Origin of the sequence: Streptomyces sp. RLB3-17 (assembly GCF_007113425.2) — a bacterium.
Classification (GTDB): domain Bacteria; phylum Actinomycetota; class Actinomycetes; order Streptomycetales; family Streptomycetaceae; genus Streptomyces; species Streptomyces mirabilis_D.
Genome location: NZ_CP041610.2, coordinates 10,359,742 through 10,386,218, shown reverse-complemented (window position 1 = coordinate 10,386,218; position 26,477 = coordinate 10,359,742). Strand labels below are relative to the sequence as shown.

Annotated in this window: 21 protein-coding genes and 1 tRNA gene; 12 read left to right on the top strand and 10 right to left on the bottom strand. The window is 68.0% G+C overall.

Features of this window, described 5'->3' with window-relative positions; translation table 11 throughout:
• Positions 1-112 precede the first annotated feature (112 nt).
• The 4 genes from FNV62_RS46715 (at position 113) to FNV62_RS46700 (ending at position 2,371) form a co-directional block, all read left to right on the top strand.
• A complete protein-coding gene (locus tag FNV62_RS46715) occupies positions 113-1,060 on the top strand; it encodes an alkylmercury lyase family protein (RefSeq protein ID WP_143604177.1) in 948 nt (315 codons plus the stop codon).
• Between the two features lie 10 nt (positions 1,061-1,070).
• Entirely contained in the window at positions 1,071-1,319 is a 249-nt protein-coding gene (locus tag FNV62_RS46710; RefSeq protein WP_143604176.1) for a hypothetical protein, read from the top strand.
• 96 nt (positions 1,320-1,415) lie between these two features.
• Positions 1,416-1,847 carry a heavy metal-responsive transcriptional regulator gene (locus FNV62_RS46705; RefSeq protein WP_143604175.1) on the top strand — a complete coding sequence of 144 codons (432 nt, stop codon included), beginning with the start codon at positions 1,416-1,418 and terminating at the stop codon, positions 1,845-1,847.
• Positions 1,848-2,298: 451 nt separating this feature from the next.
• Positions 2,299-2,371, top strand: a tRNA-Arg gene (locus FNV62_RS46700).
• A gap of 44 nt (positions 2,372-2,415) precedes the next feature.
• Here FNV62_RS46700 and FNV62_RS56325 read toward each other — a convergent pair.
• The 3 genes from FNV62_RS56325 to FNV62_RS46685 form a co-directional block, all read right to left on the bottom strand.
• Positions 2,416-2,643 (bottom strand): hypothetical protein, encoded by a 228-nt coding sequence (locus tag FNV62_RS56325; protein WP_225900637.1) that lies wholly within the window; start codon positions 2,641-2,643, stop codon positions 2,416-2,418.
• Between the two features lie 258 nt (positions 2,644-2,901).
• A complete protein-coding gene (locus FNV62_RS46690) occupies positions 2,902-5,109 on the bottom strand; it encodes a SpoIIE family protein phosphatase (protein ID WP_164331867.1) in 2,208 nt (735 codons plus the stop codon).
• 273 nt (positions 5,110-5,382) lie between these two features.
• Positions 5,383-7,707 (bottom strand): SpoIIE family protein phosphatase, encoded by a 2,325-nt coding sequence (locus tag FNV62_RS46685; protein WP_306459643.1) that lies wholly within the window; start codon positions 7,705-7,707, stop codon positions 5,383-5,385.
• A 1,299-nt stretch (positions 7,708-9,006) separates the two neighbouring features.
• Here FNV62_RS46685 and FNV62_RS46680 point away from each other — a divergent pair.
• Positions 9,007-12,036, top strand: coding sequence for a SpoIIE family protein phosphatase (locus FNV62_RS46680; protein WP_225900635.1), 3,030 nt, complete (start codon positions 9,007-9,009; stop codon positions 12,034-12,036).
• Positions 12,037-12,551: 515 nt separating this feature from the next.
• Here FNV62_RS46680 and FNV62_RS46675 read toward each other — a convergent pair.
• The 4 genes from FNV62_RS46675 to FNV62_RS57280 form a co-directional block, all read right to left on the bottom strand.
• Complete coding sequence (locus FNV62_RS46675; RefSeq protein WP_225900634.1) at positions 12,552-13,235, bottom strand: site-specific integrase; 684 nt, start codon at positions 13,233-13,235, stop codon at positions 12,552-12,554.
• Positions 13,236-13,246: 11 nt separating this feature from the next.
• Entirely contained in the window at positions 13,247-13,549 is a 303-nt protein-coding gene (locus FNV62_RS46670) for an MFS transporter (RefSeq protein ID WP_164331413.1), read from the bottom strand.
• Between the two features lie 228 nt (positions 13,550-13,777).
• Positions 13,778-15,166: a hypothetical protein gene (locus tag FNV62_RS46665; protein WP_143605774.1), complete on the bottom strand. Its 1,389-nt coding sequence runs from the start codon at positions 15,164-15,166 to the stop codon at positions 13,778-13,780.
• 237 nt (positions 15,167-15,403) lie between these two features.
• On the bottom strand, positions 15,404-15,529 hold the full coding sequence (locus FNV62_RS57280; protein ID WP_258320976.1) for a hypothetical protein: 126 nt from the start codon (positions 15,527-15,529) through the stop codon (positions 15,404-15,406).
• 1,212 nt (positions 15,530-16,741) lie between these two features.
• Here FNV62_RS57280 and FNV62_RS46660 point away from each other — a divergent pair.
• The 4 genes from FNV62_RS46660 (at position 16,742) to FNV62_RS46645 (ending at position 19,039) form a co-directional block, all read left to right on the top strand.
• On the top strand, positions 16,742-16,978 hold the full coding sequence (locus tag FNV62_RS46660; RefSeq protein WP_143604173.1) for a hypothetical protein: 237 nt from the start codon (positions 16,742-16,744) through the stop codon (positions 16,976-16,978).
• Entirely contained in the window at positions 16,975-17,163 is a 189-nt protein-coding gene (locus FNV62_RS46655; protein ID WP_143604172.1) for a hypothetical protein, read from the top strand. Before FNV62_RS46660 ends, FNV62_RS46655 begins: the two co-directional genes overlap by 4 nt.
• 187 nt (positions 17,164-17,350) lie before the next feature.
• Positions 17,351-17,791, top strand: coding sequence for a hypothetical protein (locus FNV62_RS46650; RefSeq protein ID WP_143604171.1), 441 nt, complete (start codon positions 17,351-17,353; stop codon positions 17,789-17,791).
• A 963-nt stretch (positions 17,792-18,754) separates the two neighbouring features.
• Positions 18,755-19,039, top strand: a complete 285-nt coding sequence (locus FNV62_RS46645; protein WP_143604170.1) for a hypothetical protein — start codon at positions 18,755-18,757, stop codon at positions 19,037-19,039.
• A gap of 238 nt (positions 19,040-19,277) precedes the next feature.
• Here the strand turns inward: FNV62_RS46645 and FNV62_RS46640 are convergent, their stop codons facing one another.
• Complete coding sequence (locus FNV62_RS46640) at positions 19,278-20,615, bottom strand: YncE family protein (protein ID WP_143604169.1); 1,338 nt, start codon at positions 20,613-20,615, stop codon at positions 19,278-19,280.
• Between the two features lie 121 nt (positions 20,616-20,736).
• Here FNV62_RS46640 and FNV62_RS46635 point away from each other — a divergent pair, with 121 nt between their 5' ends.
• Both FNV62_RS46635 and FNV62_RS46630 read left to right on the top strand, forming a co-directional pair.
• Positions 20,737-20,880 carry a hypothetical protein gene (locus FNV62_RS46635; RefSeq protein ID WP_205521828.1) on the top strand — a complete coding sequence of 48 codons (144 nt, stop codon included), beginning with the start codon at positions 20,737-20,739 and terminating at the stop codon, positions 20,878-20,880.
• 563 nt (positions 20,881-21,443) lie between these two features.
• On the top strand, positions 21,444-21,953 hold the full coding sequence (locus FNV62_RS46630) for a hypothetical protein (RefSeq protein WP_225900633.1): 510 nt from the start codon (positions 21,444-21,446) through the stop codon (positions 21,951-21,953).
• A 305-nt stretch (positions 21,954-22,258) separates the two neighbouring features.
• Here FNV62_RS46630 and FNV62_RS46625 read toward each other — a convergent pair whose 3' ends face one another.
• Entirely contained in the window at positions 22,259-24,712 is a 2,454-nt protein-coding gene (locus tag FNV62_RS46625) for an Ig-like domain repeat protein (RefSeq protein WP_143604168.1), read from the bottom strand.
• Positions 24,713-25,627: 915 nt separating this feature from the next.
• On the opposite strand from FNV62_RS46625, the gene FNV62_RS46620 reads away from it, so the two are divergent.
• Positions 25,628-25,789 carry a hypothetical protein gene (locus tag FNV62_RS46620; RefSeq protein WP_164331866.1) on the top strand — a complete coding sequence of 54 codons (162 nt, stop codon included), beginning with the start codon at positions 25,628-25,630 and terminating at the stop codon, positions 25,787-25,789.
• Positions 25,790-25,905: 116 nt separating this feature from the next.
• Here FNV62_RS46620 and FNV62_RS46615 read toward each other — a convergent pair whose 3' ends face one another.
• Complete coding sequence (locus FNV62_RS46615; protein ID WP_097287833.1) at positions 25,906-26,397, bottom strand: DUF4231 domain-containing protein; 492 nt, start codon at positions 26,395-26,397, stop codon at positions 25,906-25,908.
• Positions 26,398-26,477 lie beyond the last annotated feature (80 nt).

Sequence of the window (26,477 nt, the reverse complement as noted above, 5' to 3'; positions counted from 1 at the left end):
CTTGAGGCCGACTGCGCGCAGCTACGTGAAGGCGTGGTGCCGTCATCGTGCCCTTAACCTTCCAGTGCGGTGGAAGGTCTAGCTTGGGCCGCGTGACCTGGAGGTGGCGCTGATGCGCGTGGAGATGATGACAGTCCCGGACTGCCCGAACGGCCCGGTGCTCAAGGAGCGGCTGGTGCTCGCGCTCGCCGGCCGTACCGACGTGGAACTGACCGAGCACGTGGTCGACGACCAGGCCGAGGCCGAGCATCGGGGCATGTACGGCTCGCCGACGCTGCTGGTCGACGGGCGCGACCCGTTCGCCGCGCCGGGCACCGAGGCCGGCCTGTCCTGCCGGCTCTACCGCGGAGCGGACGGCCGGATCGGCGGGGCACCGTCCGTCGAGGAGCTGCGGCAAGTCCTGGGCACCAGAACCGGAGCGGACCAGGCTGCCGGTCGGGCCGGTCAGGGCCGTCTCGCACCGGTCGAGCGGGGCCTGCGAGCGGTGCAGCAGACCGTCCTGCGCTCCTTCGTCACCACCGGCGCCCCGCCTGAAGCCGCCGAGCTGGATTCAGCAGCCGAACCCGTCGGCGTCCCCGCCACCCAGGTACTCGCCGAGCTGGCCGCCGAGGACTTCCTCACCCTGGACGACACCGGCCGCGTCCAGGCCGCGTACCCGTTCTCCGCCACCCCCACCGAGCACGTCGTCCAGATCGCCGACGGGCCGACCGTGTGGTCGATGTGCGCGATCGACGCGCTCGGCATCCCGGTCATGCTGGGCACCGACGCCGTCATCACCTCCACCGACCCGGTTACCGGCGACCCCGTCCGCGTGGAGTTCACCGACGGAAAGACCACCTGGCAGCCGGCCACCGCGGTGGTCTACTACGGTGCCCGCCCCGGCACCGGCCCGGCCGCCGCCGTGTGCTGCCGCTACCTGCGCTTCTTCACCACGCGAGCCACCGCCGAGCAGTGGACCGGCCAACAGACCCAGCTCAGCGGCACTGTCCTGGACCAGACCGAGGCAGAGAGCCTCGGCGCTGACATCTTTGGCCCTCTCCTGACCACACCGACTCGTTAGCCGCACCGCCATGAGCCCGCCCCAGCGCCGCGATCCGACCACTCCGAGGGGAACACTCGGTCTGCTCCTGGCCGTCGCTGCGGCGGCCATCGTTTGCTGCGTGGGGCCTGCCCTGATCGTCGCCACCATTTCGGGCACCCTCGCCGCTTGGCTGGGCAACTGGTGGGCCATCGCCGCCGCCGTACTGCTGACCGCTGGCGCAGTGGGCTGGTGGCGGCGCCGTCGACGCGCCTGCCGCCCACCTCATCCACCGCGCTGATCGACGAGCGCGAGCGTCTGGTCGCCCAGCTTTCGCTCGGCCGGCCGAGATCAGACCTTCCATCGCGCTGGAAGGTCAAAGCGTAGCCTCGGTGCTATGCGCATCGGTGAACTGGCCTCCGTGAGCGGACTGACAGCCAAGACCATTCGCTTCTACGAGCAGGCCGGGCTGCTGCCCGACCCGCCGCGCACGTCCGGCGGTTACCGCGACTACCCACCGCAATCCAGCACCCGGCTGGCCTTCATCCGCGAGGCCCAGTCGGCCGGGCTCACCCTCGCCGAGATCCGCTCGATCCTGACTCTGCGCGACTCCGGCGAGGCGCCATGCGCCCACGTCACGGACTTGATCCAGCAGCATCTGGGAGACATCGAGGCGCGCATTGCCGAGCTGCGCACAACCCGCGCCGCCCTGCGAACCCTGGCCGAGCGGGCCGCCACGACCAACCCAACCAGCTGTACGGGCACGGACATCTGCCGCATCATCGGTGCCCACATCGATGACAACGAGGGATTGTCAGTGGCTGAATGACATGGTGTGCCAACGCCGACCGTGAGCTGCCCGCCAACGGTGACTGGAGCTTCTTTGCCCGAGCCCTACGCGCGGCGACCATGTACGAGTAGCACCCCGCTTGGACAGTCCCCAGGCCTAGCGCCCACGCAGGTTGCTTCGGGACGAAGAAGTCTCGTCACCAAGGAGCGGTGGGAGGGGGGCGGTGCGCTGGCGCGACTGGAGTCCCGAGGCGAACCCGAGGACCTTTCAATTCCCGCCCCCCTTGGCCGCCGTGCCCGTCAAGGGGGACATCGAACCGGCCCATCGCCAGAAGCTGACATCCACCACTGACAACGTCTTGGCGTCGGCCAGCGCCACCCGCCCAGTCGCGCCGGAACCGTGCCACAAACGTGCCAGATGCAGGGGTCAGCCACGGTCAACGAGGGTGCCTTACGGTTGAACTGACGATCGCCTCACGAGGTATCGAAGTCGCAGGTCAGTCGCAGGATTCCCCAGCCTCTCTCCTAAAGCGGGTGTCGCAGGTTCAAATCCTGCCGGGGCACAACGCGTACCGCTCTGGCCTGGGGTCATCCCCCAGGGAGGGCTCCTACTCGGCCTCGGACGTCTCGTCCGGGGCCGTTTGCGTGAGCGATCCGTGAGCGGACGGGGAGTTGATCTCCCGAATATCGCCCGACGGATCAGCATCATCTGGCACGGAGGTGGCGCGGGCGCGCGGTACGAGCCGGGCTGCGGCTTCAGCGACGGCGAGATCAGCCTCGGGGAGCAGGCTTGTGTACGTGTCGGCCGTGATGGTGATCGAGGAGTGGCCGAGCATCTCCTGGATGCTCTTCAGGTCGGCACCGGCTGTGTGAGCCGGCGTTGCCGCGCCGTGGAGCTGGACCGGACGGAGGCCGATCTCCTCGTACAGCTCGACGAACGGCCGGGAGACGTTGGCAGGGGGAGCATCTCGCCGTTCTCCTCGGTGAAGACGCGTACGGACTCCGCCCAGCGTCCTCGTACACCTCCCAGTCGTCCACCACGAGTTGCTTGGCGACGGTGATGAGACCGGCGTCCCTGCCGGGCTGAGGTCGGGTCAGAGCTGCCGGTTGCGTTGCCGGCCTTCGTCGGATCCTCGGCCGGACCGAGCGGGGTCAGGCGGGCGGACCGGCGATGCGCAGGGCCGCCGAGGAGGGGGTTCGGCGGAATCGGTGGCACCGGTGGGGATACCGATGCGGGCGGCGAGGATGGTGATGTCGTCTTCGGCGGGGCTGGGGGCGAAGTGGTCCATGAGGGTGTCGCACAACTGGTTGAGGTCGTTGTGCGCGCCGGAGAGAAGGCGGATGAGTTCGTCCAGACGCTCGTCCAGGTCGATCCCGCGGGTTTCGATGAGGCCGTCGGTGTAGAAGACGACAATGCTGCCCGGGTCCAGGACGACCTCGGTGGTGGTAAAGCGAATACCGCCGATACCCAGGGGAGCGCCGGTGGGCAGGTCGAGCAGGCGGGCGCTGCCGTCGGGCGTCACGAGGGCGGGCGGGGGGTGGCCGGCGCGGCCGAGCCAGCAGCGACAGACTGTGCAGTCACAGATCCCGTACAGGCAGGTGGCCAGGAGCGGGCTGTCGAGTTCCTGGAGCGCGTCGTCGAGATGGTGCAGGAGCTGATCGGGGGGCAGGTCGAGGTGAGTGAAGGCCCGCACGGTGGTGCGCATCTGCCCCATGATCGCGGCGGCTTGGATGCCGTGGCCCATCACGTCGCCGATGACCAGGGCGCCCTTACCGGGGGCGAGGGTGGCGACGTCGAACCAGTCCCCTCCGACCTCGTGGACGTCGGAGGCGGGCCGGTAGCAGTGGGCGATCTCGATGCCCGCCGGGGGTTTCGGGAGGCTGGGAAGCATGCTGCGCTTCAAGGTGAGCGCGACGTCGTGCTCGCGGTGATACAGCCGGGCGTTGTCGATGCAGACGGCGGCGTGGGCGGCCAGATCGCCGGCGAGCGCAAGGTCGGCGGCGTCGAAGGCAGGCCGGTCGCCATCCCGCAGGAAGGTGGCGACGCCGAGAACCAGGCCGCGGGCCGTGAGGGGCACCATCATCATCGACGTCACGCCCAGGGACCGGAGCCGTTCGGGAATCGAGGAGTAGCGTGCGGCCTGGGCGACGGCACGGGCGTCGATGCGGCGCAGGAGGAAGGGCCGACGGTCGATGACAGCCTGCGCGTAGGGCGCGCTGGCGGGGAAGTGCAAGGTGCGGCCGACGGGGGTGAGGATATCGGCGGCCGCGTGATCTCGGGCGGGAGCCTTGCCGAGGCGGCGCAGAGTGGCGCCGCCCCACAGGCTGGTCATCGGCTCGGTGGCTTCGGTGAGGTCGGCCAGGGCGTCGACGGTGGCGATGTCGGCGAGGCGGGGCACGGCGATGTCGGCCAGTTCCTGTCCCGTTCGGGCCGCATCGAGGGTGGTGCCGATCCGCAGCGTGGCCTCGTTGAGCAGCGCCAGGCGTTGACGGCCGGCGACGGCCTCCCGCTCGCTCTTCTCCTGGGTGGTGACATCGATGATCGAGGCGTTGATCCCCAGCGGTTCGCCTTCCGCGTCCTCCAGGCGGAAGTAGGAGCAGGACCACACGCGCTCGTGGTCGGGGCTGGCGGGCGTGCGGCCGATACGGCGGAAGTTCACCACGGGGTCACCGGTGACCAGCACCCGACGCATCGCCGCTTCCATCTGCTCGCTGTTGACCCCGGGTAGCACCTCCGACGGTCGGCGCCCTATGTGTGCCGCGGCGGGTAGCCCGTTCATCGCTTCCAGGGCGCGATTGATCTGCTGGAACCGCAGCTCGGTGTCGAAGATCGCCAGTCCCACCGGCGAGCGGGCGAACAGCGCGTCCAGCGGGCCACCGACTTCGCGGAGCTGACGCGCTTCACGGGCCTGACGCGCTTCACGGGCATCGGCAGCCAGGAGCAGTACGTCCCACCCCTCCTCCTCGCCCTGTGCGGCCACGGGGCACGCCCACACCTCCATCCCGATGGTGGAGCCGTTCTTGTGCCGCATGGGAAATTGCCCGGTCACGCTGCGCCCAGCGGCAACCGCGTCGTGCACGGCGCGTGCCTCCCGGCGATGGTCGAAGAGGACGAGATCGGTGAGGTCACGGCCGATGACCTCACCGGTGGCGTAGCCGAGCAGTTCGGGGGCTGCCTTCGCCCACTGCCTGATCCGTCCGGTGCCGTCGGAGACGATCAAGGCGACGGGCAACAGATTCCACCATGCCGCGGCCTGTCCGACCGCAGCCGTCCGCTCCCCGGCCTGCCTGGGATCCGGCATCGCGAGTGCTCCAAGCTGCTGCCTTTCCATTATGAACGGGTTTGTGAGCAGCGGCACCGGCGTCTGCAGCGGTAGTGGCTCATACCTCGGCCGTGCCGGAAGCGAGCGGTCGGCAACGGTCATTCGCACATCACAGTGGCGAGAAAGCCCGGCTCAGGCGATACGGTGGCCACGGGTCGGGTGGGCAGGGCAGACGCTTGGAGATCATCCTCAGACTTGCAAGGCTGATGTCGCTGCCGATCCTGAACGCCCTCCCGGGCCGGATTGCCGTACCTACGGCATGTGCAGCACCTGCTCGCCCCAGATGGTCTTGCCGGTGCGGGTGTAGCGGGTGCCCCAGCGCTTAGTGAACTGGGCGACCATGAACAGGCCGCGGCCGCCCTCGTCGAATACTCGGGCCCGGCGCAAATAAGGACTGACGCTGCTTCCGTCGCTGACCTCGCAAATCAGCGTCTCACCCTTGATGAGCCGCAGCCGGATCGGCCCTCCAGCGTGCCGCATCGCGTTGGTGACCAGCTCGCTCACCACCAGCTGCGTGACGAACGCGGCCTCCGCCAGTCCCCACAGGGCGAGCTGCTCCGCTGCGAGCCGGCGAGCGTCGGCGACGACGGCGGGATTGCTGGGCAGGTCCCAGCTGGCGAGGCGGTCCTCGCCGAACACGCAGGGGCGTGCCAGGAGCAGGGTGACGTCGTCGGCATGCGGTTCGGGGCACAGGGTGTCCAGGACGGTGTCGCACAGAGCATCAAGCGAGGTGGCCGGGAGGGCGAGGGCGCTGCACAGGTCGGAGCACCCTTCGTCGACATCACGATCCCGGGTGGTGAGGAGACCGTCGGTGAACAGTGCCAGCAGGCCCCCTTCAGGCACGATGACGTCCGCCGCCTCGAACGGCAGACTGCCGAGTCCCAGCGGAGGGCCACAGGGCATGTCGATGACACCGCTGGTGCCGTCCGGGTGGATCAGCACGGGGGCGGGGTGGCCGGCGCGGGCCAGGGAGCAGGTGCCGGAGACCGGGTCGTAAACGGCGTACAGACAGGTGGCACCGATGTCGCCGGGGATCTCACCGGAGGGCTCGCCACCGTGCTCACCCGCGGTGTGGGTGATGATGTCGTCGAGGTGAGTGAGGAGTTCCTCGGGGGGCAGGTCGATGTCGGCGAGGGTGCGCACGGCGGTACGCAGGCGGCCCATGGTCGCAGAAGCGTTGATGCCGTGTCCGACGACATCGCCGACCACCAAGCCGACTCGTGCTCCGGGGAGGGGAACCACGTCGAACCAGTCACCTCCTGCCTGGGCGCCGCCGCCCGCAGGCAGGTAACGGGCGGCCGTCTCCACGGCGGGGTGCACGGTCGACTCCCGGGGAAGCAAGGCCCGCTGCAGTGCCAGCGCGATGCCGCGCTCCCGCGTGAACCGGCGAGCGTTGTCCAAACAGATCGCGAGCCGGTCGACGAGGTCCTCGCTGATCGCCGTGCAGTCGGGGCCGAAGGCTTCTTCATGCGAGGCCTCGTACCTGACGAACAGGACTACCCCGAGGGAAACGCCCTGAGCACGGATCGGCGCAGCGATGAGCGAGTGGGGGCCGAACGTCTCCGCGAGCGACGCCTGAACGGGATCCTCGGCCAGCCAACGGATGACCTCGGGATCCTTGGTGCTGTGACGAACGGCCCGGTTCTCGGCCAGACACCGCGCGACCGGCGACGACCATGGATGGGTGTGCATTTCCGTAGCGCTGATCACCGCATCGAGCGCGTGCCCGGCGGCCCACTGGTATGCCGCCATGCGCAGGGCAGTAACACCCCGAGGAAGGACGGGCGCGGGCAGCTCCCCCTGGAAGACGGGCTCCAGAAGGTCCACGCTGACGAAGTCGGCGAAGCGAGGGACAGCGAGTTCCGCGAATTCTCGTGCGGTGCCCACGATGTCCAGGCTCGTACCCACGCGGGTCCTGGCCTCGCTGATCAAGGCGATGCGCTCCCTGGAATCGTACTGCTGGGAGTAGTCGGACGCCGCAACGCCCACCGCACGCACCGAGCCGTCCGCGTCCTTGAGCGGGAAGACGTCCATGGCCCAGGCGTGAGCCTTGGATTCCCCGGGGAGCCTGACGATGGGCTCCACCGCTTCCGCTTTTCCGGTCCGGGCCACTCGAAGGACCCGCCGCTCCACCTCCTCGATCGCGTTGCCCTGGAGAATCTCGGTCAGGCGCCGGCCCCGGGCCTCCTCCTCGGAAAAGCCCCCCACTCCAAGCATCGGCTGGTTCCCGCGCAGGAGGCGCGCGTCGAGGTCGCAAATGGCAACGGCAAGCGGCTGCTGCTCGAATATCCACTGCGCGAGCAAGGCATGCCGTGGTGTGCCTGTCGCGGCCTCGGGCACGGCCGTCAGCAGGAGCAGGAAGCCGCAATCCCGATCGATGTCCTGCAGCGGGCACAAGTGCACCTGCGCGTGCAGCGCGAGGCCGTCGCGGTGCCGCAGCGTTCCCTCTGCCGTCAGCAGGTCGTCCACCGGCCTGCCGATGATTTCAACAGGGGCGTATCCGAGCAGTTCCTGCGCACCACTGCTCCAGTGGGTCACGCAGCCGTCCCGGTCCAGCACGCCTGCCGCGGCGGACACGTCCAAGCGAGCACCGGTGAATTGGCGAGTGTTCCGCCTGCCCCAGGTGTGCATGGTGGTCTCTGATCTCTTGTCGCAGGCAGTATCCACAGTGCTCCTGGGACCATGGGATGGCAAGCTTCAGGCGGCCTGCCTCGCCCCACCTGCGCACCCGTCGGGCCTGCACGCGGTCCAGTAACCCCACCCCGTCCGACCCGGGGCAGACCACCGCTCGCATGCCGGAAAACACCGTGGCCGGCCCACCCCCGAATCCGCCGACAGCCGGTCGAGGTCGGAGATGTTCAGCAGGTACAGCACGCGCATGGAGCATCGTCTCCCTCATCTGCCCGGACAGGTCGATCCGGGTCGGCGAGGAAAGGAAGGCGGCGACGCGACCCGTGCCGAGACGGTGAGACGAGATCACTCACAGTTAACACAGGCTCGCTGACGACGACGCGTGGCGGGGCTGCGAAAGGCGCGCGGACGAAGAGATCACCGGCGAGCAGGCGGCCGCGGACCGTCACGGCTGAACTGGCACATCGGCGGTAATGCGCGGCATGTCCAAGCAGGCACTCGCTCAGGCCATGGACTTCGACTCGCCCTACGTCAGCCACATGGAATCCGGCCGCCACAAGCCAGGCGGGGACTTCGCCCGCCTCGCCGACGAGGCCTTGAACGCCGGCAAAGCGATCTGGCGGTGCTGGGCAACCACGAGCAGGCCGGGACCAAGGAGACACGGTGAGCGCCGCTCACCCACACCGTGTTCCCTACGCAACGCACACGACGTCCCCCTCCTCGACCAACTGTCTCTGCGATGCGCGATTTCGCACCGATCACCAGTGGCGCTGCTACGCAGACGCTCCGCGAACGGATTCGGCACACATGAGACCGGGAAGCTCCGTGAACACGCGAGTCGCAGGTTCAAATCCTGCCGGGGGCACAGAACACAGGGCCAGTCCAGGAGGTACCCCCTCCCAGGCTGGCCCTTCGCCGTTTCAGGCGCCGTGCCACATGCGTGCCGCTCCAAGCCCTGATCGACGCGGTCACTACGGGACACGGTCTTGATCTCTACTGCCGGGTCTGCCGAACTGCCAGTAGCCCCGACGCGCCAAGCCAGCAGACAGGACTTCAGCCGTAACTAAGGGTGAGTCAACGCCACACAAGGTTGATCGGATACGAAAGGTTCCTCATGACGAGGAAATCGCCTAAGTTATTCCGATTAGCATGAAATGGCTGCGTACAGATCGCTGCAGGTCCACATCCGATCACATGCGGCCCAGCGGGTACCCAAGCGGTGAACGGAGGCGACGGTCGGCAGTGGTGAATACCAGAGGCGGCGAAGCGGACAACACCGGCCCGTCCATACCCCACATCCCCCATCCACTGCACCAGCCGCAGGGCATGCGGACCAAGACCGTACGGCCCTCGAAGCGACACCGCATGAGGATGCGGCTGCTCGACGCCGTGGACGAGGACCGGCACAATGCCGAAGTGCTGCTGACCGCCCTCCAGCAGGCGGTAGCCGAGGTGCAGGGCCTCGGCGGCATGGTGCATCTCCCGGGCGGCGGCATGAGCGGCATCCTCTACCTGGTCGCCGACAGTGGCCTGCCGGAGTCGATGACCCGGCCCTGGCTGATCATCCCGGTACGGGGCACGGCGCCGCCCAGCAGCGCCGCCCGCAACGACACCATCACCTGGCAGCCTGACCTGGCCCCGCCTGACCCAGTGCCAGGCCGGGACCCCGCCGCCCTGTGGCCTTCCCGACTCCCCGCCGGCATCGGTCACCTGGCCGTCCCCATTCCGGGCGGTGGCCGGCGACGCGGCGCGCTCTCCGTCCTCTTCGCCCCGGGCACCGAGCCCGGCGCGGCGGAGCGCGGGTTTCTGAACGAGGTGGCGGCCTGGATGTCCGGGAGGCTCAAGTCGTCCGGGATCCTCAATCCGTCCCCCACCCTGCTGCGCGCCCTGGAGAACGGGCCAGAACCACGGGAGGCCGTCCCCCCGTGGGGCGTGGAAGCGGTGCCCTCCATCACGTACACCTGGGACCTGCGCACCGGTGAGCTGACCTCCGACCGGCCCGTCGTGGAGGTGCTGGCCGGCATCGATCCGGAGGTGATGAGCGGCGGCATCGAGGCGTGGGCAGAGCTGATCCACCCGGACGACCTGCCAGGGGCGGTAGCCGGCTTCGACACCGGCATCCAGATGCGCGGCGGCTTCCAGAACGAATATCGGATCCGGCGCCAGGACGGCACATACCTCTGGATCGAGGCCCGTGCCCGGACGATCACGGACGAAGAGGGGACGCCGGTGAAGGTGATCGGCACCCTCCGGGACAGCAGCGAAACGCACGCCGCCGTCGAGTCGGTGGGGCGGGCGCTGCGACACATGAGCGACGGCTTCGTCTCCCTGGACACCGACTGGCGCATCGGATTTCTCAATCAGGCCGCCGAGCGGCTCTTCGGTGCCGCGGGAGATGTGGCCGGAGCCCTGCTCTGGGACATTCCCACGGTACGGGCCGTGCCGGGGCTGGAACAACGGTGCCGGGCCACGGCGGCCGAGGGCCAGCCGGCCGGTTTCGACGTACCGGGGCCGGACGGGACGTCTTGGTACCACCTGCGGCTGGTACCGGTGCCGGAAGGCCTCACGCTCTACATCACCGACACCACCGAGCGACATCTACGGGAGGTCGAGCGGGCCGCCGCGGAGCGGGCGGCCGGGAAGCGGGCGGCCCTGGTGCAGCGAATTACGCGGGAGCTGGCCGAGGCTGTCACGGCCCAGGACGTGATGGCGGCGGTGGCCGAAGGCGTGATGACACCCCTCGGGGCCACCGGACTCGTCATGCTCGACGTGTTCGGCGACCGGCTGACCGTGGTCGGCTCCCGTGGGTATTCGGAGCGCTTCACCCGACTGCTGGACGGGCACTGGACAGTGAGGGACGCCGCCAACCCGGTGGGGGACGCCCTGCGCACCCGCACCACCCTCTTCATCTCCTCCCCGGAGGAGTTCCTGCAGCGGTACCCGGAGACCGAGATCCTGGTCCGGGAGAGCGGCAAGCAGGCGTGGGCCGTTCTGCCGCTGACCGCATCAGGGCGCGACATCGGCGCGGCGGTGATCTCCTTCGGCCGACCGCGGGTGCTGGACGATGACGAACGAACGCTGCTGACCGCTCTCAGCGGACTGATCGCGCAGGCCCTGGAGCGGGCCGGGCTCTACGACGAGGCGACGACCCGGGCCCGTACGCTCCAGCGCAGCCTGCTGCCGCAGGCATTGCCCAAGCTCCCCGAGGTGACGGCGGCGGCGCGCTACCAGTCGGCCAAACAGGGAGCCGACGTCGGCGGCGACTGGTACGACGTGATCCCGCTCTCCGCGGCCCGGGTGGCGCTTGTGATCGGAGACGTCATGGGCCACGGCATGGCCGAGGCCGCCACCATGGGCAGGCTCCGCACGGCCGTCCGTACCCTCTCGGAGCTGGAGCTGCCGCCCGACGAAATCCTCGGCCACCTCAACGACATCGTCGGCGAGCTGGGCACCGATGCCTTCGTAACCTGCCTGTACGGCATCTACGACCCGGTGACCCGGCGTCTGTCGTACGCCAGCGCCGGTCAGCCGCCCCCGGCGGTGGCCCACCCCGACGGCACCGTCACCTTCCTGTCCATGACCCCGGACCCGCCACTGGGGGTGGCCGCTCCGCCCTTCGAAGCCCTCGAGACCCTCCTGCCCGCCGACAGCCTGCTCGCCCTGTACAGCGACGGCCTGGTCGAGAGCAAGGACAGGGATGTCACCACCGGCATGAGCCGCCTCGCCGAGCTCCTCTTTCAGTCCGTGAACGCCATGCCGACCTCACCGGCGGACGCGTCCGACCTGGACGCCCTCTGCGCCACCATCACCTCCGCACTCCTTCCCGCCCACGGCGAGCTGATAGACGACGCCGCCCTGCTGCTGGTCCGCACCCACCCGCTGGACGCGGAGAACGTCGCCGAGTGGCCGTTGCCGGAGGACCCGGTGGCGGCGGGCCAGGCCCGGGAGCTGGTCCGCGCCCAGCTCACCGACTGGGGCCTGGCCGATGAGGACCTGATCATGACCACCGAACTCCTGGTCAGCGAGCTGGTCGGGAACGTCATCCGGCACGCCTGCGGCCCCATCCGGCTGCGCATGCTCCGCAGCCGCGCACTGATCTGCGAGGTCTCCGACGCCAGCCTGACCACACCGCACATCCGCCACACCTCCGCCACCGATGAGGGCGGCCGCGGCCTCCAGCTCATCTCCGCACTCTGCCAACGCTGGGGCACCCGCCACACCCGCACAGGCAAGTCCATCTGGACCGAACTGCCCCTCCCCACCGCCTCGGTTTGATCTTTAACCGCGCACGTCACCGTTCGCCCGGACAAGCGCCTGAACTGGCCGGGAATGGCCGCAGATTCCCCAGCAGAGAGTTCCGAGGCGCGGCGCTCCGGCACTCCCGTCACGGGACGGCCGTGGCATCCGGCCGACGACACAAGCCGGTGGCGTGGCTGAGGCCGGTGGGGGTGCAGCGAGACATACGCGCGCCTGGTCGGACGGCGCACCCGCCATCGTGGCTGGCTGTCGTCGGCTGAGGCTCGTGCCACTGCCGTGCCAGATACAAGGGTCAGCCACGGTCAATGAGGGTGTCCTGTGGTCCAGTTGCAGGGTGCCGCACCAGGTACCGAAGCCCAGGTCAGCCCCCTAGCTTCCTCGCCTCTCTCCTAAAGCGGGTGTCGCAGGTTCGAATCCTGCCGGGGGCACAGGAAAAGGGCCAGCTCAGGAGGGTTTCCTCCCAGGCTGGCCCTTCGTCGTGTTCGGGGTCGTGCCACGCACGTGCCACTAATGCCACGCGGATGCCACATCCCCTAGTCGGGGGCTGCCTCTCCCCCACCCTTGCGGATCATGGCTCCGAGCCGATCAGCGATGGCCCGGTCTCGGTCGCTGGTCATGTGCTGATAGATCAGCGCGGCGCGCGAGCTGCTGTGGCCCATACGGGTCATCAGCTCACGGGTGCTGGCACCGGCGGTCGAGGCCAGGGTGTTGCCCGTGTGGCGAAGATCGTGGAAGTGGAGTTCCGACATGACGCCCGCCGCCTTCCTGGCCGACACCCAGTCATCGCGGAAATTGCTTCGCCGGAGTTGGCCTCCCTGGGGGCCGATGAAGACGTGTCCGTCGCGGCCAGGCGCGGCGAACTGTTCCAGGTGGCGCGTCACGTCGTCGAGCAGCTCAGCGGGCAACGAGATGGCACGTACGCCAGCAGCCGACTTCGGCGCTTTGTCGAAGAGCCGACCGTGCTGCAACTCAGCCTGAGATCGGCGGACGCTGACAGTCAGGGCTTCCAGGTTGATGTCTCGGCGGCGGAGGGCGGCGAGTTCACCGAACCGCAGAGTGGTGAACTCGGCCAAGAGGACGAGCAGCCGGTAGCGCGGCACGATGGAGTCGGCGACGGCGAAGACTTCGGCGATCGTGAGGACCGGCCGTTCGGGCACGTCGTAACGGTCGGCACCCTTGATACGGCATGGGTTGCGCCGGATCAGCTCGTCGTCCACAGCCATGTTCATCAAGGCCCGGAGAGCAGGGCGGCAAGGTTGACGTGGACCGGCAGGGCGAACATCGCGACCGTGCCGGCACCCTGAATGAGCAGGCCCGCGCTCAGCATCTTCACCCCGCCGAACCGGCCCAGCAGCTTCGCGACGTACATGCCGCCAAGGGGCGCGGCCGCGCCCTCGCCGAGGTAGCCCAGACCGGCCCGCAGGACGGTGAAGCCCAGCACGTCCTGCATGTACAGGCTGAGCAGCACGGTCGTACACGTCGTCCTGGGCGACAGGCAGCAGGAGGGCGCCGAGGAGGCGAGCCGATCCACCACAACGTCCTGGGGTCTGTCCGGCCGATCGGGCCGGTTGCAGAGAACGGCGCGTCTTGGCTGAGCCGAGCGGGGCGACGGGGGTCCCCTCTGGGGGAGTGCGTGCCAGGGCTTGCGACGCCGGGCAGGCAGTGACCCACCACGGGCGAACGGGTGATGGCGGGGTGTCGCAGGCCGCCCAGGCCCACCGGTGGCTTCGGCGGGCCCGGGCATGGCCGATTCGCGCTCTCAGTTCACGGTGAAGGAGTAGTCGTAGGGCGCGAGTTGTATGCCGGAGCGGGTCGTCGCGTAGACCGTGAGGTCGTAGACGCCGTCCGAGGTCGGCGTCCAGTCGACGCTCGCGGTGTGGTGGGCGCCCGCCGCGACCGTGACCTCCGAGTCCCCGTTGAAGGAGTACGTGTAGCTCACGACGCCCTTCACCTTCGGCGTGAACGTGAAGGTGCCCGGGACTCCCACCCCGCCGCCCGAGCCGTTCTCGGGGTAGGCGTCCGAAGCCACGGTGGGAGTGGTGTCGTAGCTGATGCTCCACGAGGCCGCGTCGCTGACCCAGCCGTTCGCGCTCTTGCTGGTCACCCAGAGACGTTCGCCGTAGAGGCCGTCCAGCGCGAGCTTCACCTCCGCCGTGCCGTCCGCCGCCGCCGCGACGTCGACGGTCTTGTCGCTCTGACCGCCGGTGGTCCGCACGGAGTAACTGACGACCGGGCTCGTCGACTGGAGCGCGGAGTTGGGCCGGATCGTGAACGTGGTCGGCTTGCCGAACTCGGGCGACGGGACGGCCGGAGTGACGGTGGGAGCCGTGGAGCTGATGTAGAACCTGTAGCTGGTGATCTCCGACGGGCTATAGGCCCGGTCCAGGCTTCGCACCCACAGGGTCATCGGACCGGCGGAGCCGCTCGGCGGGACCAGGCTGAGCGTGGCCGAACCGCCGAGGGCGTCGGCGCGCGTGAAGTATTCCGGGTCCGAGTACGGGTCGAGGGGCTGCGGAATGCCGTGGTCGCCGATGGTCGTGCTGATGACCGGGAGTTCCTGCTGCCAGGAGTACTCGAACCCGGTGACATCGTCGACGCCATTGGCGCTCAGCGTGAACTTGGCCGGCTCGCCGCCCTGGTTCCACTTGTCCGGCGGGTAGTTCGGCGAGGAGACGGTAGGGGCGTTCGCCGGGCGGCTGTTGTCGGTCGTGACATAACAGGGGGCCGACCAGTCCGAGGCCGCGCCCCCGGCCACCGTCTGCGCCCGCCACGCGTAGATCTGCCCCTCGGCGAGCGACCCCGAGGGCAGGACGCCGCTGGCCTCGAAGCCGGGTGTGGCGTGGTCGCGGGTGAACGTCGTGGTCTGCGCCGGGTCGGTGACCGGCCAGACCTGATACTGCACGCTGACCTGGGAGTTGTCGCTGGTGTCGGTGGTCCCGGGAATGCCCTCGACGATAAGATTGTCTCCGCCCCAGAGGTACGTGGGCCGGTCCGCGTCGGTCGAGCAGCTCCGGTAGTTGGTGAACAGCTGAGTGGGCGTGGTGGGTGTCCCGCCGGCCGCGCTCGCGGGTGACGCGGCGGCGGTCAGTGCCAGGCCGAGGGTTCCCAGAGAAGCGAGGACGGCACGCGATCGCGCGCCGAAGGACATGGTCAAGTGGTCCCTCCCGTTTGGATGCCCGCACACGATGCCGTGATGCACACAGGTGTTCGGGCGGCGAGGGGATCGTATGGGATGGCGCAGGCCGACGCATGAGAATTATGGGAGTTGAGCGAACCGCGCGGGACTTGCCGGCCGGACAGGGGGCGCGCCGTCGGTGCGGCCTTTGCCGATTGCGCCGACCACGCGTTTCACTGCCGTGAGGCAACCGACGTGTGGGTGAGTGGTCTAGCCACGCCTGCGGAGGACCGGTGCCAGGACGGCGACCGTCAAGGAGAAGGCGGCCAGAGCAGCCACCGACGCCTCGTCGTCACCGGCCAACAGCTTCTCCAGCACATGCCGTTCCATGGTCACCCCCACCGGGATCCTGCGGTACAGCAGCCAGGTTCCGCAACCCCAGCAATCACCCGCGTCCAGTAGCGTCCCTCCGGGGCCTGGTAGGCCGTCACTGACCGATCCGGCTAGAGCTACGGATCAGAAGGTGCACGACGCAGATAGTCGCGTGCCACATCCGTGCCAGATGCAGGGGTCAGCCGCGGTCAACAAGGGCGACTGCCGGGCGTCGACATGCCCACTAGCTCGGCCACGGAAGCCGCAGGTCACCGGTAGGACGCGTCACCCTCTCTCCTAAGGCGGTGGTATGCGACGCGTGTGAGATGTACCAGCGTGTGGAGGCGCCATGTCGTCATCGGGCGATGCTGACTGAGGGGGACGCGCGCCGACTGGTGCTTGCCGAGATCGAAGGCATACGGGGCTGCATCGAGTACGACCTTCAGATCTTGCGCGTAGAGGCCTTGCAGTTCGGGTGGATCTTCTACTGGGGAGCGGTCGGTGATGGACAGAGTGGACAGCGCCCTCGGTTGGGAGGCAACGGTCCATTCTTGGTGGATCGTGAAAACGAGCGGTTGATCCCAACTGCTACCAGCGTTCCCGTGGTCCGTCAGATCGCCGACTACGAACGACGACTACGACGCGAAGCTCACGTCCGGAACACGGCAGCGAAGCGAGCTGCACAGCAGCGCAGTTCCGCAACCCCAGCGACTGCCCCTGTCCGCTGCCGTCCCTCCGGGGCCTCGAAGCAACCGGAATGACCGTCGCTGGCCGAACTGGCTAGAGCTACGGATCAGAAGGCGCCCGTGCCCCTGCCGTGCCCGATCGCCCGGTATCTGACGGGGAACCACGGTGATTGACGGGCAGCGTCCAAGAGAACGGCCCCCAGCCGATTTACCTGGTCAGGGGCCGTTCATCCGCGGTGGGTGTGGAATTTGAACCCACGGTGACACGGCTGCCACGACGGTTTTCAAGCCTTCTCCCGGCGCTTGAGCTGTGCTTTGGTCTTTTCCTGCACGATCTCGCTACAGGCAGTATGGCTATGTGAGCCAGGACCAGGGGGCGGACCGATTGACGGCAGCGCTTCGTGACTCGGAATCGGAATCGTGGTCTCGAAGAGCCGCGGCCGGCCGACAACTTGCGGCGTGGGCCGAGCGGGAAGAGGTCGGCCCAATCCTTGCGCGGCTCCTATTGGACGCCCACGACACCGCAGTTACGCAGGAGACGGCACAGGCCTTGCTCGAACGGAGGGACCTGGTCGGTCTGCGCACGGTGCTGGCGGCGCTGTCGCGGGCCGAGGAGTGGTGGACCGCCGACCAGCTCGACGGCGAGGTGTTCGGCTACCAGAGTTGGATGATCGCCGACGACCGGACGGACGAGCTCGTGGACCAGCTTGTGAGACTCGCCGCCGACCAGGACAAGGGAGTCCGTGACGAAGCCCTGCGGCTGTCACGGCCTGGGGAGCGGCCATGAGTAAGCGTCGGTACGTAGCCAGAGGTGTGCCGGGCGGCTACCGGATCTGGGACAATCGAGGGCGCCGATGGTGGGGCGATCTCTACGAGCGGTGTCCCGATCTCCTACTGGTCGAGCTGAACGGCGCGGCCGACAGCGAAAAGATCACGGCTCCGCTCAAGCAGTACCGAGCCCAGAAGCGGTAGCGGCAGCGCCGGGGCCGTCTCCGGGCCGTCCGAGGCGAACCAACGTTGACAGACGATGACAGCCGATCACCACATCGGTGCTGGTCAGAAAGACACCGCAAGGAAGAGCCCGAGGTCAGAGACTTGGCGCCTCACTTCCAGAAGAACTGATCTCGCGGCGGTACACGGCCAGTCGTAAGGTCGGCGCGTGACAGACAAGCGTGCAGGCACAGGTTCTCCTGACTGGGCCTACAACTGGGCAGACGGTACAGGTCTGCTCGGGATGGACCAGCCGGAGGAAATCGACGCGGCATTTGAACGCGGCGAGCCGCACGTCGGAGTGGCCGTGATCGGCCTTGCCCTCAATTACTCCGATCCCGTGGCCATCCTTCCCCGGATCGCCCGCGCTCTCCGCTCGGACTCGGAAGAACTGCGCCGACAGGGCACGGTCGCGCTAGCGCACGTTGCACGTCTTCACCACTCGGTCGATACCGAGTGCCTGGCCCTCTTGCGAACCCGCCCCAGGGGCAACGAAGCCGACGACGATCTCTGGACGTTTGTCCCGCACCGGCGCTTGCCACTCTGGCTCTGGCGTCATCACCTGCCCCAACACACGAAATGGCTACTTTGGGACCGCTGGCGCGCTTGAGACCGCGCACCCCCAGCCATCCACCGTTGGAGGCGAGTGCTAGCCGTGCTCGTTGCATGCCCGATCCGGCGGGATCTCCCGGGGTCTCACGGGGAACCGTGGGGCCAGTCGCGCTCCAGCCCAGGTCAGGGACTTCCCAGGTCTGCCGCCATCCACATACGCCGTCTTCCAAACTGGCGCTCCAGGCCAGAGAGAAAAGCCACGCTTGTCAAGACCGCGTCCGGCGGCTGACAAGCGCGCACAGCAGCGGTCGACGCCGGACCCCAGTGGACGATCGGCCGAGGCGTAGGACCGGTTGATCGACGTCGACGGTCCCCGGTGATCGACCTGATAAGGATGCGGCTGCACCTCAAAGCCTCTGCGGGACACGGGCGCCGTCCTCAACTCATGGACGGCGCCCGGCTTGGGTGAGTCTTTGGGTCAGCCCTAGACTCCGAGCTGTGCCGACCCCCCAAGACAATGTCAAGCGTGCCTTCAGGTCCATGGACGGCGAGGCGTTGATCACGGGAGGCTTGGGCGCAGCTCTGGGGATCGTCTTCGGATTGTCGGCTTTAGGAGAGCGCTATAGGCAGCGCCGTCTCCACCGTCTGGGCCTCTGGAGCGCTCCCTCCAGCGATCGCCCAAGCGACGACCAGACCCCTCCGGAGCCGTTGTAATACAGCAGCGAAGTACAGCGACTGTGGCGGCCACGGGCGACCGTCGCGAGCCGTCGCCACCCCCGTAATCAGGTCCGGAGGCCTCAGCGACCTACCTGCCTGTAGTTCGCATCGAGGAGCTGTGGCACGGTCCCCGGGTTGTGCCACTCTCGTGCCAGAACGCACGGGGACTCACGGGGAACCGGGGTTCGCCAGGGAGGTACCGCCAGCCTCTACCTAACGCAGGGAATCCGCAGGTCACGCCTGTGATCGCCCAACCTCGCTCCGAAAGCGGTGGTCCGTACCTGGCGGGTGAGATCATCCGAGGATGGCAGACGCGCAACTACCCCTAGGCTGGACCCTCCAGCGGATCCGCGACGTATCCGGGGACCGGGAAGCAGTCGCGCTGGATCCAAACCGGGCGGTGCAGTGGGTGGCCGGCGCCGGAGCCCCCGAGGTGCTGCACCCAGAGATCATTCTCGGGTTCCACAGTCTGTGCCTCGTGAAGCCTGTTCAAGACGACGACTGGTACATGGGCAGCCTGTACGACGACGGCAGCATCGACTGTTGGTCAGCCTACGGCGATCTGTACGAGGCACTACGCGGTCTGTAGCGGCATGCGGGCCGGACACCCGGCGCCATGACTCATGACGGCCTGGGCCGTCTCGGGGCCGTCGGAGGGTGCTCAACGCCAATCAACGCTGACAACCACCGACGGCTAAGTCGCAGGTCGCAGCGTTGATCGATTAGACGGCCGCAGGTCAGAGATCCGGCCCTTCACTTCTTCGGCTACTGAGGTCAAAGGCCCCGTACCTGGCTGGGCCGGGGCCTTTGCTGGGTGCTCAGGGTGGCTACTTGGTGATCGTCACTGTCGTCTGGGTCGTTGCGGGCATGTGCTGGCCGTCGCCCTTGTACGTGGCGGTGTAGGTGATGTCACCCGTCTCGCGCGGTTGTTCCGTGAACATGAACTCGCCCGTCGCCGTGGAGATGGAGAAGGTGCCGACCGGAGTGCCGCTCGGGTGTTCCGCGTCCGTGCGGGTCACTTCCACCGTCGTGCCTGCCGGGAGGGGCTCCGCTGCCGACAGCCAGCCAGTGATGGCCAGGTCCTTGCCCTTGCGGGAGGTCGCGGGGGCCTGGAAGCTGAGGGTGGTGTCCAGCTTGCCGGCGTCTGGGAGGACGTGGAGCGTGGGGGCGCTGCCGTAGGACAGGCCCGTGATCGCGAAGAGGCGGTTCTCGTCCGGGGCCCAGGCGAGGCCGTCACGCTGGAGGTCGTTCACGGCGTACTCGTGGAACGACGGCCAGGTGGAGCCCGGGCGGTAGGTTTTTACGAAGTCGCCGGATGCGCCCGTCGCCACCGTTCCGTCTGTCGCCACGGCCACCGCGTTCGGGAACTGCCAGCTCGAGTAGGAGCCGTTCGACGACAGGTCCGACAGACGGACGATCTGGTGGTCGTTGGGGTTGTTCGCCGCTACGACGATGTTCTGGCCGTCCGCCGTCACCGCGAAGTCGTTGAGGTACGAGATCGACGGCGACGAGGTGAAGAGGCGCTCGGTGCGCTTCTGCAGGCCGCCGGTCGCCGTGTCGTAGACCGCCAGGGTGGCCGGGCTCACGCCCTCCTCGCCCGCCACCAGGACGTTCGGATCGGCGGGGGACGACGCCAGGGCCGGGGCGTAGTACCAGTACCGGCCGCTCGGGACGACCGTCGCCGCCGGGGCCGGAGAAGCCACGTCAAGCGAGCCGATGCCGCCGCTGCTGCCGACCGTGTAGCCGAACCACAGCTTGCCGCCCGCCATGGCCAGGCTCTGGGGCGAGGTGTCCGCGCCGGTCGGGTAGCGGTTGGTCTCGGTGAGGGTGGCGGTGTCGATCTCGGCGATCGCGCCGACCGTCGACAGGGCGACGTACAGCTTCCTGGAATCCGCCGAGAGCACGAGGCCCGCGGCCCCCTCCTCGGCGGTGATCTGCTGAACAACCGCGCCCGCGTAGTCGGTGACAACGATGCTGCCGCCAGTCGGGTCGCTGACGAACACCCGGTCGTGCACTCCGTCGACGACGATGTCCCGGAACGAGGCGCTGGGCAGCGCCACGCTCGTCTCCTCGGCCGTGGCGGTCACTGTCCCCGCCCCGATCAGGGTCAGCGAGCCGATCAGTGCCGCTGCCATCGCGACGGCGGTGCGTTTGTGGATGCGCAAGTGAACTAACCCTCCTGGGAGTTGGGGTGGCCGTTTTCGACCTCCCGTTCGAAGAGCGCAGGGTGGTGAGCATGTGTTACTGGGAGGTCGTCGACACCTCGCGCGTCGCTGAGCCGGCCGTATGGCCAAGGGCGCGGGTGGGCAGATGGGGTTCGTGGCCGCCTTGGTGCGGTCGGCGCTTCTGGTGCACCCCGTCTACGCCGAGTCGAGCCGCGAGTGCGGGATCACCGCGCAGCGGGGCCAGCCGTCTGGAGCGCAGTACTGAACGAACGCGGACAACGCCGAACGGTGTCCCGATCGGAAGGAACAGAACTCGAAGGCGTGCGCGTAGCGAGCGACCGGCTAGGCCTCATCACCCTCAACAACCTCGCCGACGTGGTAGCGCGCAAGCAGTACAGCAACCAGATACCGCAACCCCACCAATCGTTCCCGACCCGCAACATCCCTCACAGGCTTCGTACTGACCGCTGTGACCGTCCCCGCCCCATCCACATAGAGCTACGGATCAGAAGGTGCTCGTGCCCCTACCGTGCCCGAGCTACCGGGAACTGACGGGGAACTACGGTGACTGACGGACAACGCGGATGAGAACGCCCCACGACCGATTCACCTGGTCAGGGGCCGTCAACATATGTGGTGGGTGTGGGATTTGAACCCACGGTGACTCGCGCCATGACGGTTTTCACGGTCGATTCAGGGTCTCGGCTGACGGTTGAGGCTCCGTCGTCCCTGGTAGGCGCGCCCAGTGATGTACCCACGCCGGTGAGGATGCAGCGCAGTTCCGACAGGCAGCACAACCAGTGAGCCCCCTAGAGAGTCGTACGCGGCATGATCAACATGCGCGCACGGCACGCTCTCGGCGCCTCCACGCTCGTCGTGGCTCTGGCGTCATTGTTGCTCTCCTGCTCCGGCAGCCCGGGCACGACTTCGAGCGATGGGGAGTCGCCCGTCCGCAATGTCCGCAAGGCGGCATCGGCCCCCGCGACCGAGGAGCCGCCCGCCTCGAGCACGGCGGAACCGGCACTGGGAGGCGAGAAGGTCCGCGATGTGTTCGCTCGGCTTCAGGCCACCTACAACGACGGGTGCACGACCCCGGGGAACTGCGAGTACTTCCTGGGGCGGGTGCTCGATGAGCTCAACAGCCTCGACAAGGCGTCGAAAGCAGACCCCCAGGGCCCTGAACACTTCAAGGAACCCCTCGCATGGATCGCGAAACTGCGGGCCGAGCTGGGCGAAGACAGCTCCTTCGAGAACCTCAAGAAACACCAAGACCTGCTCACCGAAACGCGGGACAAGATCAATACTTGGATGCAGGGTCACCCAGAGGACTACCGATGAGGCCGAGGCCGAGCATGGGCTTCACGAGCTCGCAGCATTCGGGGAGCGACGAGGGCAATGCTCGATCTCAACGCCTTCGGGGACAATCGGGGTGAGTGTGTAACTGCGTGACAACGTAGGCACACAACGACAGACAACCGTGCACGCCTGCGGACGATAACAGCAGATGAGAGGTGCACCGGCCCAGGGTCGAGCCTCCACCCAAGTTGCTTCGGGACGAAGAGGTCGGACCGCATTGCGTCCGCGTGGACGTGCGAGATGGGGGCCCCGCGGCTGCGAGGCCCCCTCTTGCGCTCAGAGTGCGACTACAGGCTTGAGCACTGCCCAATCCGCGAGCCCGTCACGGTGTTCGGGTTCCCGTCGTTGGTCGGCGCCGGAGTGTTGCCAGTGCAGGACAGGGATCCACCGATGGTGTTGCCCTCGATCTCGGCCCGGGTGTCCTCCGGGAACGGACCGGTGCCGGTCGTGCCCACCACCTGAACCGACCCGCCCACCTGGTTGGCGACGACCTCCAGGCCGCTCCGGTTGTTGCCCAGCAGGACGGAGCCGGCGATCTTGTTACCCGTGCACCCGTCGTCACCGGGGTCGCCCACCATGACGAATCCGCTCGCACCGGTGACGTTCACTGTGCCGGTGACCGTGCTTCGGCACACGCTGAGCAGCGTGCCGTTGAACGACAGGACCGAACCACGGATCGTCGAATTGCTGATGAACAGCGCACCGTCGGCTGCGCCGTGCACGGTCCCGCCGATGGTGGCGTTGACGATGCAGGTGCTCTCACCGCTCGTGAACACCGCGCCGGGCGACCCGGTGATGTTGTTGGTGCAGCTCACTGTCTGGGTGATCGACTCCACGCTGCCCGCCAGGTAGTTCCCATCACCGCTGTACTGGGCGTTGATGGTGTGCGTTCCTGGCATCAGGCTGGAGAAACTGACTTGCGCCTGGCTGCAGTTGGCGCCGCCGCCCGGCGACAGCGTGCCGGTACCGAGCAGCGTACTGCCGTCCTTGACGGTCACCGTCCCGCTGGGAGGCGCCGTCGGGTTGGTGCTGGGCGGCGCGGCGCAGACGGTGTCGGTGTAGGTCACCGAGTGGCCGAACAGCGACGGACTGCCGGAGGAGGTGAGCGTCGTGGCCACCGCCGCCGTGTTGACCGTCTGTTTCAGGGTCATCGCCTTGTCGCCCTGGTAGTTCGGATCACCGCTGTACATGGCGTCCACGTCGTGCGTGCCAGGGCTGAGGGTGGCGATGCTGTCGGAGGTCGCCGTCCCGGTCGTGGTGTCGACCGTCACCGGACTGCCGAGCTGGGTGCCGTCGACCTTGAACGTGACCGTGCCGCCGTCCGGAGGCGGTACGACAGTCGCGGTGAAGCTCACCGGCTGCCCGTACACGGACGGGTTGGCGGACGCGGAGAGCGTCGACTTGGTGTACTGCGGGACGCTGAAGAAGATCGTGTCCGTCGGCTGCGCGGTGGTCTGGTTTACACCGTTGAGGTTGCCGATGAACGCACCGTAGAAGGTGGTACCCACCGCCTTGAGCTGCTGGTAGTCACCGAAGAGCCGCTCCTTGGGATTGCCGGCGATGCCCACCTGTGTCGTGTACGACTGGAGCACGGTGTCGGTGAACGTTGCCGCGTGATCGGTGCTCCGGGCGAGGTGCGCGGAGAGCTGGGGGAAGCCGCTGGTGTTGGTGCCGTCGGAGCTCAGGTAGAGGACACCGATCGTCCCGTCACTGAGCACCGCGACCGAGGGAAGCGCGGCGTTGGTCGAGTTGGAGACGGTGTGCTCCGCTCCGACGGTGAGGCCGCCCGCGCCGTCGTCCGTGAGCCGACGCATCCTGATCTGGTTGTTGCCCGAGACGTCCACGCCATAGGCCACGTACACATCGCCGTTGGTCGGGTCGACGGCGACATGGTCGACACCACCCAGAAGTGCGTTGACCGAGCCGAACTTGTACGTGACGCCCTGGTGGGTGTCCGCCGTGGCGATGGCGATGCCCTGCGGGTTGCTGCCCAGCGTCCAGGTCTGCCCGCCGTCGGTCGATCGATTGAGCCGGTAGGTGATGTTCTGCGGATTGCCGAGGGGCCCCGCAGTGGTCTGGGTTTGGAAGAGGGCGTAGATCGTGCCGTTGCGCGGATCGGTGGCCAGGCGGATCCCGCCGCTGGTGTTGGTGTCCGTGACGACCGCGCCCGGCGAGTTGTCCCTGGTGAAGTCGGGCGGCCTGGCGTTGCGTGAGACCGCGACGTGCGCCTGTGCCGGCCGGGTGCTCGTGCCAAGGTCCTCGTACCCGACGTAGACGCTGTCCTGGTCCGCGTGGTCCGGGTCGCGGTTCACCAGCAACCAGGGCTGGTCGGCATTGGTGTTGGTGGCGTTGGTGAGCTGGGTGGTGCCCGCGGTGGTGTTCCAGCTCCACGACGACGGCTTGGTGGGATCAGCGGTCGAGCCGGTCACCACCTGACTCGCATTGGTGAGAAAGGCGCCGTAGAGCGTGCCGTCGCGCCCGTAGTCGATGGTCTGGTCACAGGGGCAGTTGTTGGTGGCCGTCCCCAGTCCCGGAGGTACTGGGATGGTTGGCTCGTCCGCCCAGGTGATCCCGCCGTCGGTGGAGTACAGCAGGTCGGCGGGGTTGTTCCACTCGGCCGCGGCCGACGGGAAGCGGGTGACGGCGATCTGGTTGGGATCGGCCGGGTTGACCGCGATCGAGGGCTCGCCAAAGGTGGTGCCCCCCTTGCCGACGTATCCGTCCGCGTCGATGACATACACCCCTGGGGCCCTGACCGACGGCCGCACTCGGGTGGGGGCGGTGGGCTTCGGGCGGGGCGTGCGGTCGGGCGGTTGGTCGCCGGCGGGGCCGTGGATCGCTGGTGCCGTCGGGCTTTCCTGCGCCCACACAGGTGCGGGCGTCAGCAGCGGACCGACGGCCAGAGACAGCGCGAGGGCTGCACCGAGCTGCCGTCTGAGCGAAATCGGTTTCTGCCGATCTCTTGCGGATTGCACGAGTCAGTCCTCTCGTCCACGCGAACAGGCTGATCGCACTCTGTAGACGAGAGGATCCGTGCAGTCACCAGGCGTGCCCGTCGATCACCCATTCGTCTTCGGATCACCCCCCTTCAGCCGATCCGCCCGGGACTCACGCGGCAGCTGTAGATCGCGATCTGAGTGCCGGTCATGGTGCTGCGCCCGCGCTCGGGATGGCGCCGTACATCGTCACCTTGGTGTTGTTCCTGGCCTCGGTCGCGGGTGACGCCGCCGACCTCCACGGTGTCTGGCGCGGCCTGGCTCAGGCCGCGAGCGTCGGAGCCTGGCCCCTGTGGATGTTAGACGACGTGTCAGCGGACTGGACTGGCTTGGCCGTCACCGGGACCCCGTACCGAGCCTCTGGCGGGACCGAGGTCCCGTGCTACTCCTTCTACTCCTTCTCCTGAACATCGAACATGACGTCGTCGGGGTGCCTCCCGAAATGCTGAACAACTGCCGTCGAAACTCAAACTCGTGAACAAAGCCACGCCGTACCGTCAGGGCGCCGGCAGGTCCCCGTGGCATGCCTGTCGATGGCGGACGTCGTTTCACAAGAGATCGTGTATCGGGACCGAACCTGATGCGCGACGGCTGAGGACCTGACTTCCGCTGCCCGGTCTGGGGTTCTCAGCCGTGGCCCGGCCCCGGTATCGCTCTGGCGTGGACGGGCTACTCGCTGCGCTGCCGACGTCCGAAGAGGGTTTCGCGCAGGGTCGGGTACTGGCGCAGGCCGAGCGTGGCTGGCCCGGTGCCCTACGACAGGCCGTGGAAGGCTTCCTGACGGCCCAACAGCAGGACGTCGACGCCGGGGACGCGGGCTAGCTGTGCCGTCTCATGAGGTTGGTGTCGCCTCAGCGGCGAGGCTCGCGCCCGGCCATACGTACGGGCCCGCGGCGCGCTTCGTCCTGAGACGCTTCCCATGGTGCGTCAGTGTGTGCTCACCCGCTCGATGCCGGAGATCCAGCGACGGGGGGCTGGGGCGCAGAGCGCCGTGTCTCCGCCCATTCGCCGGCCTCAGACCGAACCAGCTCCTCGGTCCTCGATGCCAGCACGGCCGAGGAGTCCGCGCCGTCGTACGGGGCAGACCCACAGCTCCAGTTGACGAGCTCGCCCTGGAGCGCCATCAGCATGGAGTTCGTCCGTACCCAGTTCTCACCCCACCGGAATAGCTGCCGGAGCCCCGCCGAGACCACCACCAACGCACCGAGAATTCCCGTCACCGTGACGGAGGCACCGGCCGCCGCACACGCCGGTATGGACGCGGACAACAGCAGTAGCACGGCCTCCGAAAGGTAGTGGCCGAGCCGCTGCCGCCGCTTGTGCCACTCGTACCACGTCATGCGTTCCCGCACGTTGGGCGGGAGTTCGGCCCCGTCCGACCCCCGCAACTCCGTCCACCAGAAGCTCGCTTCACCTGCGCCGCCTGTCACGCGCGCGACCCTACGGCATGGTGTCCCGCACTGTCCGGGGCATGCCGCACAACCTGCCATGCCGTCTGAGACGGGGCAGT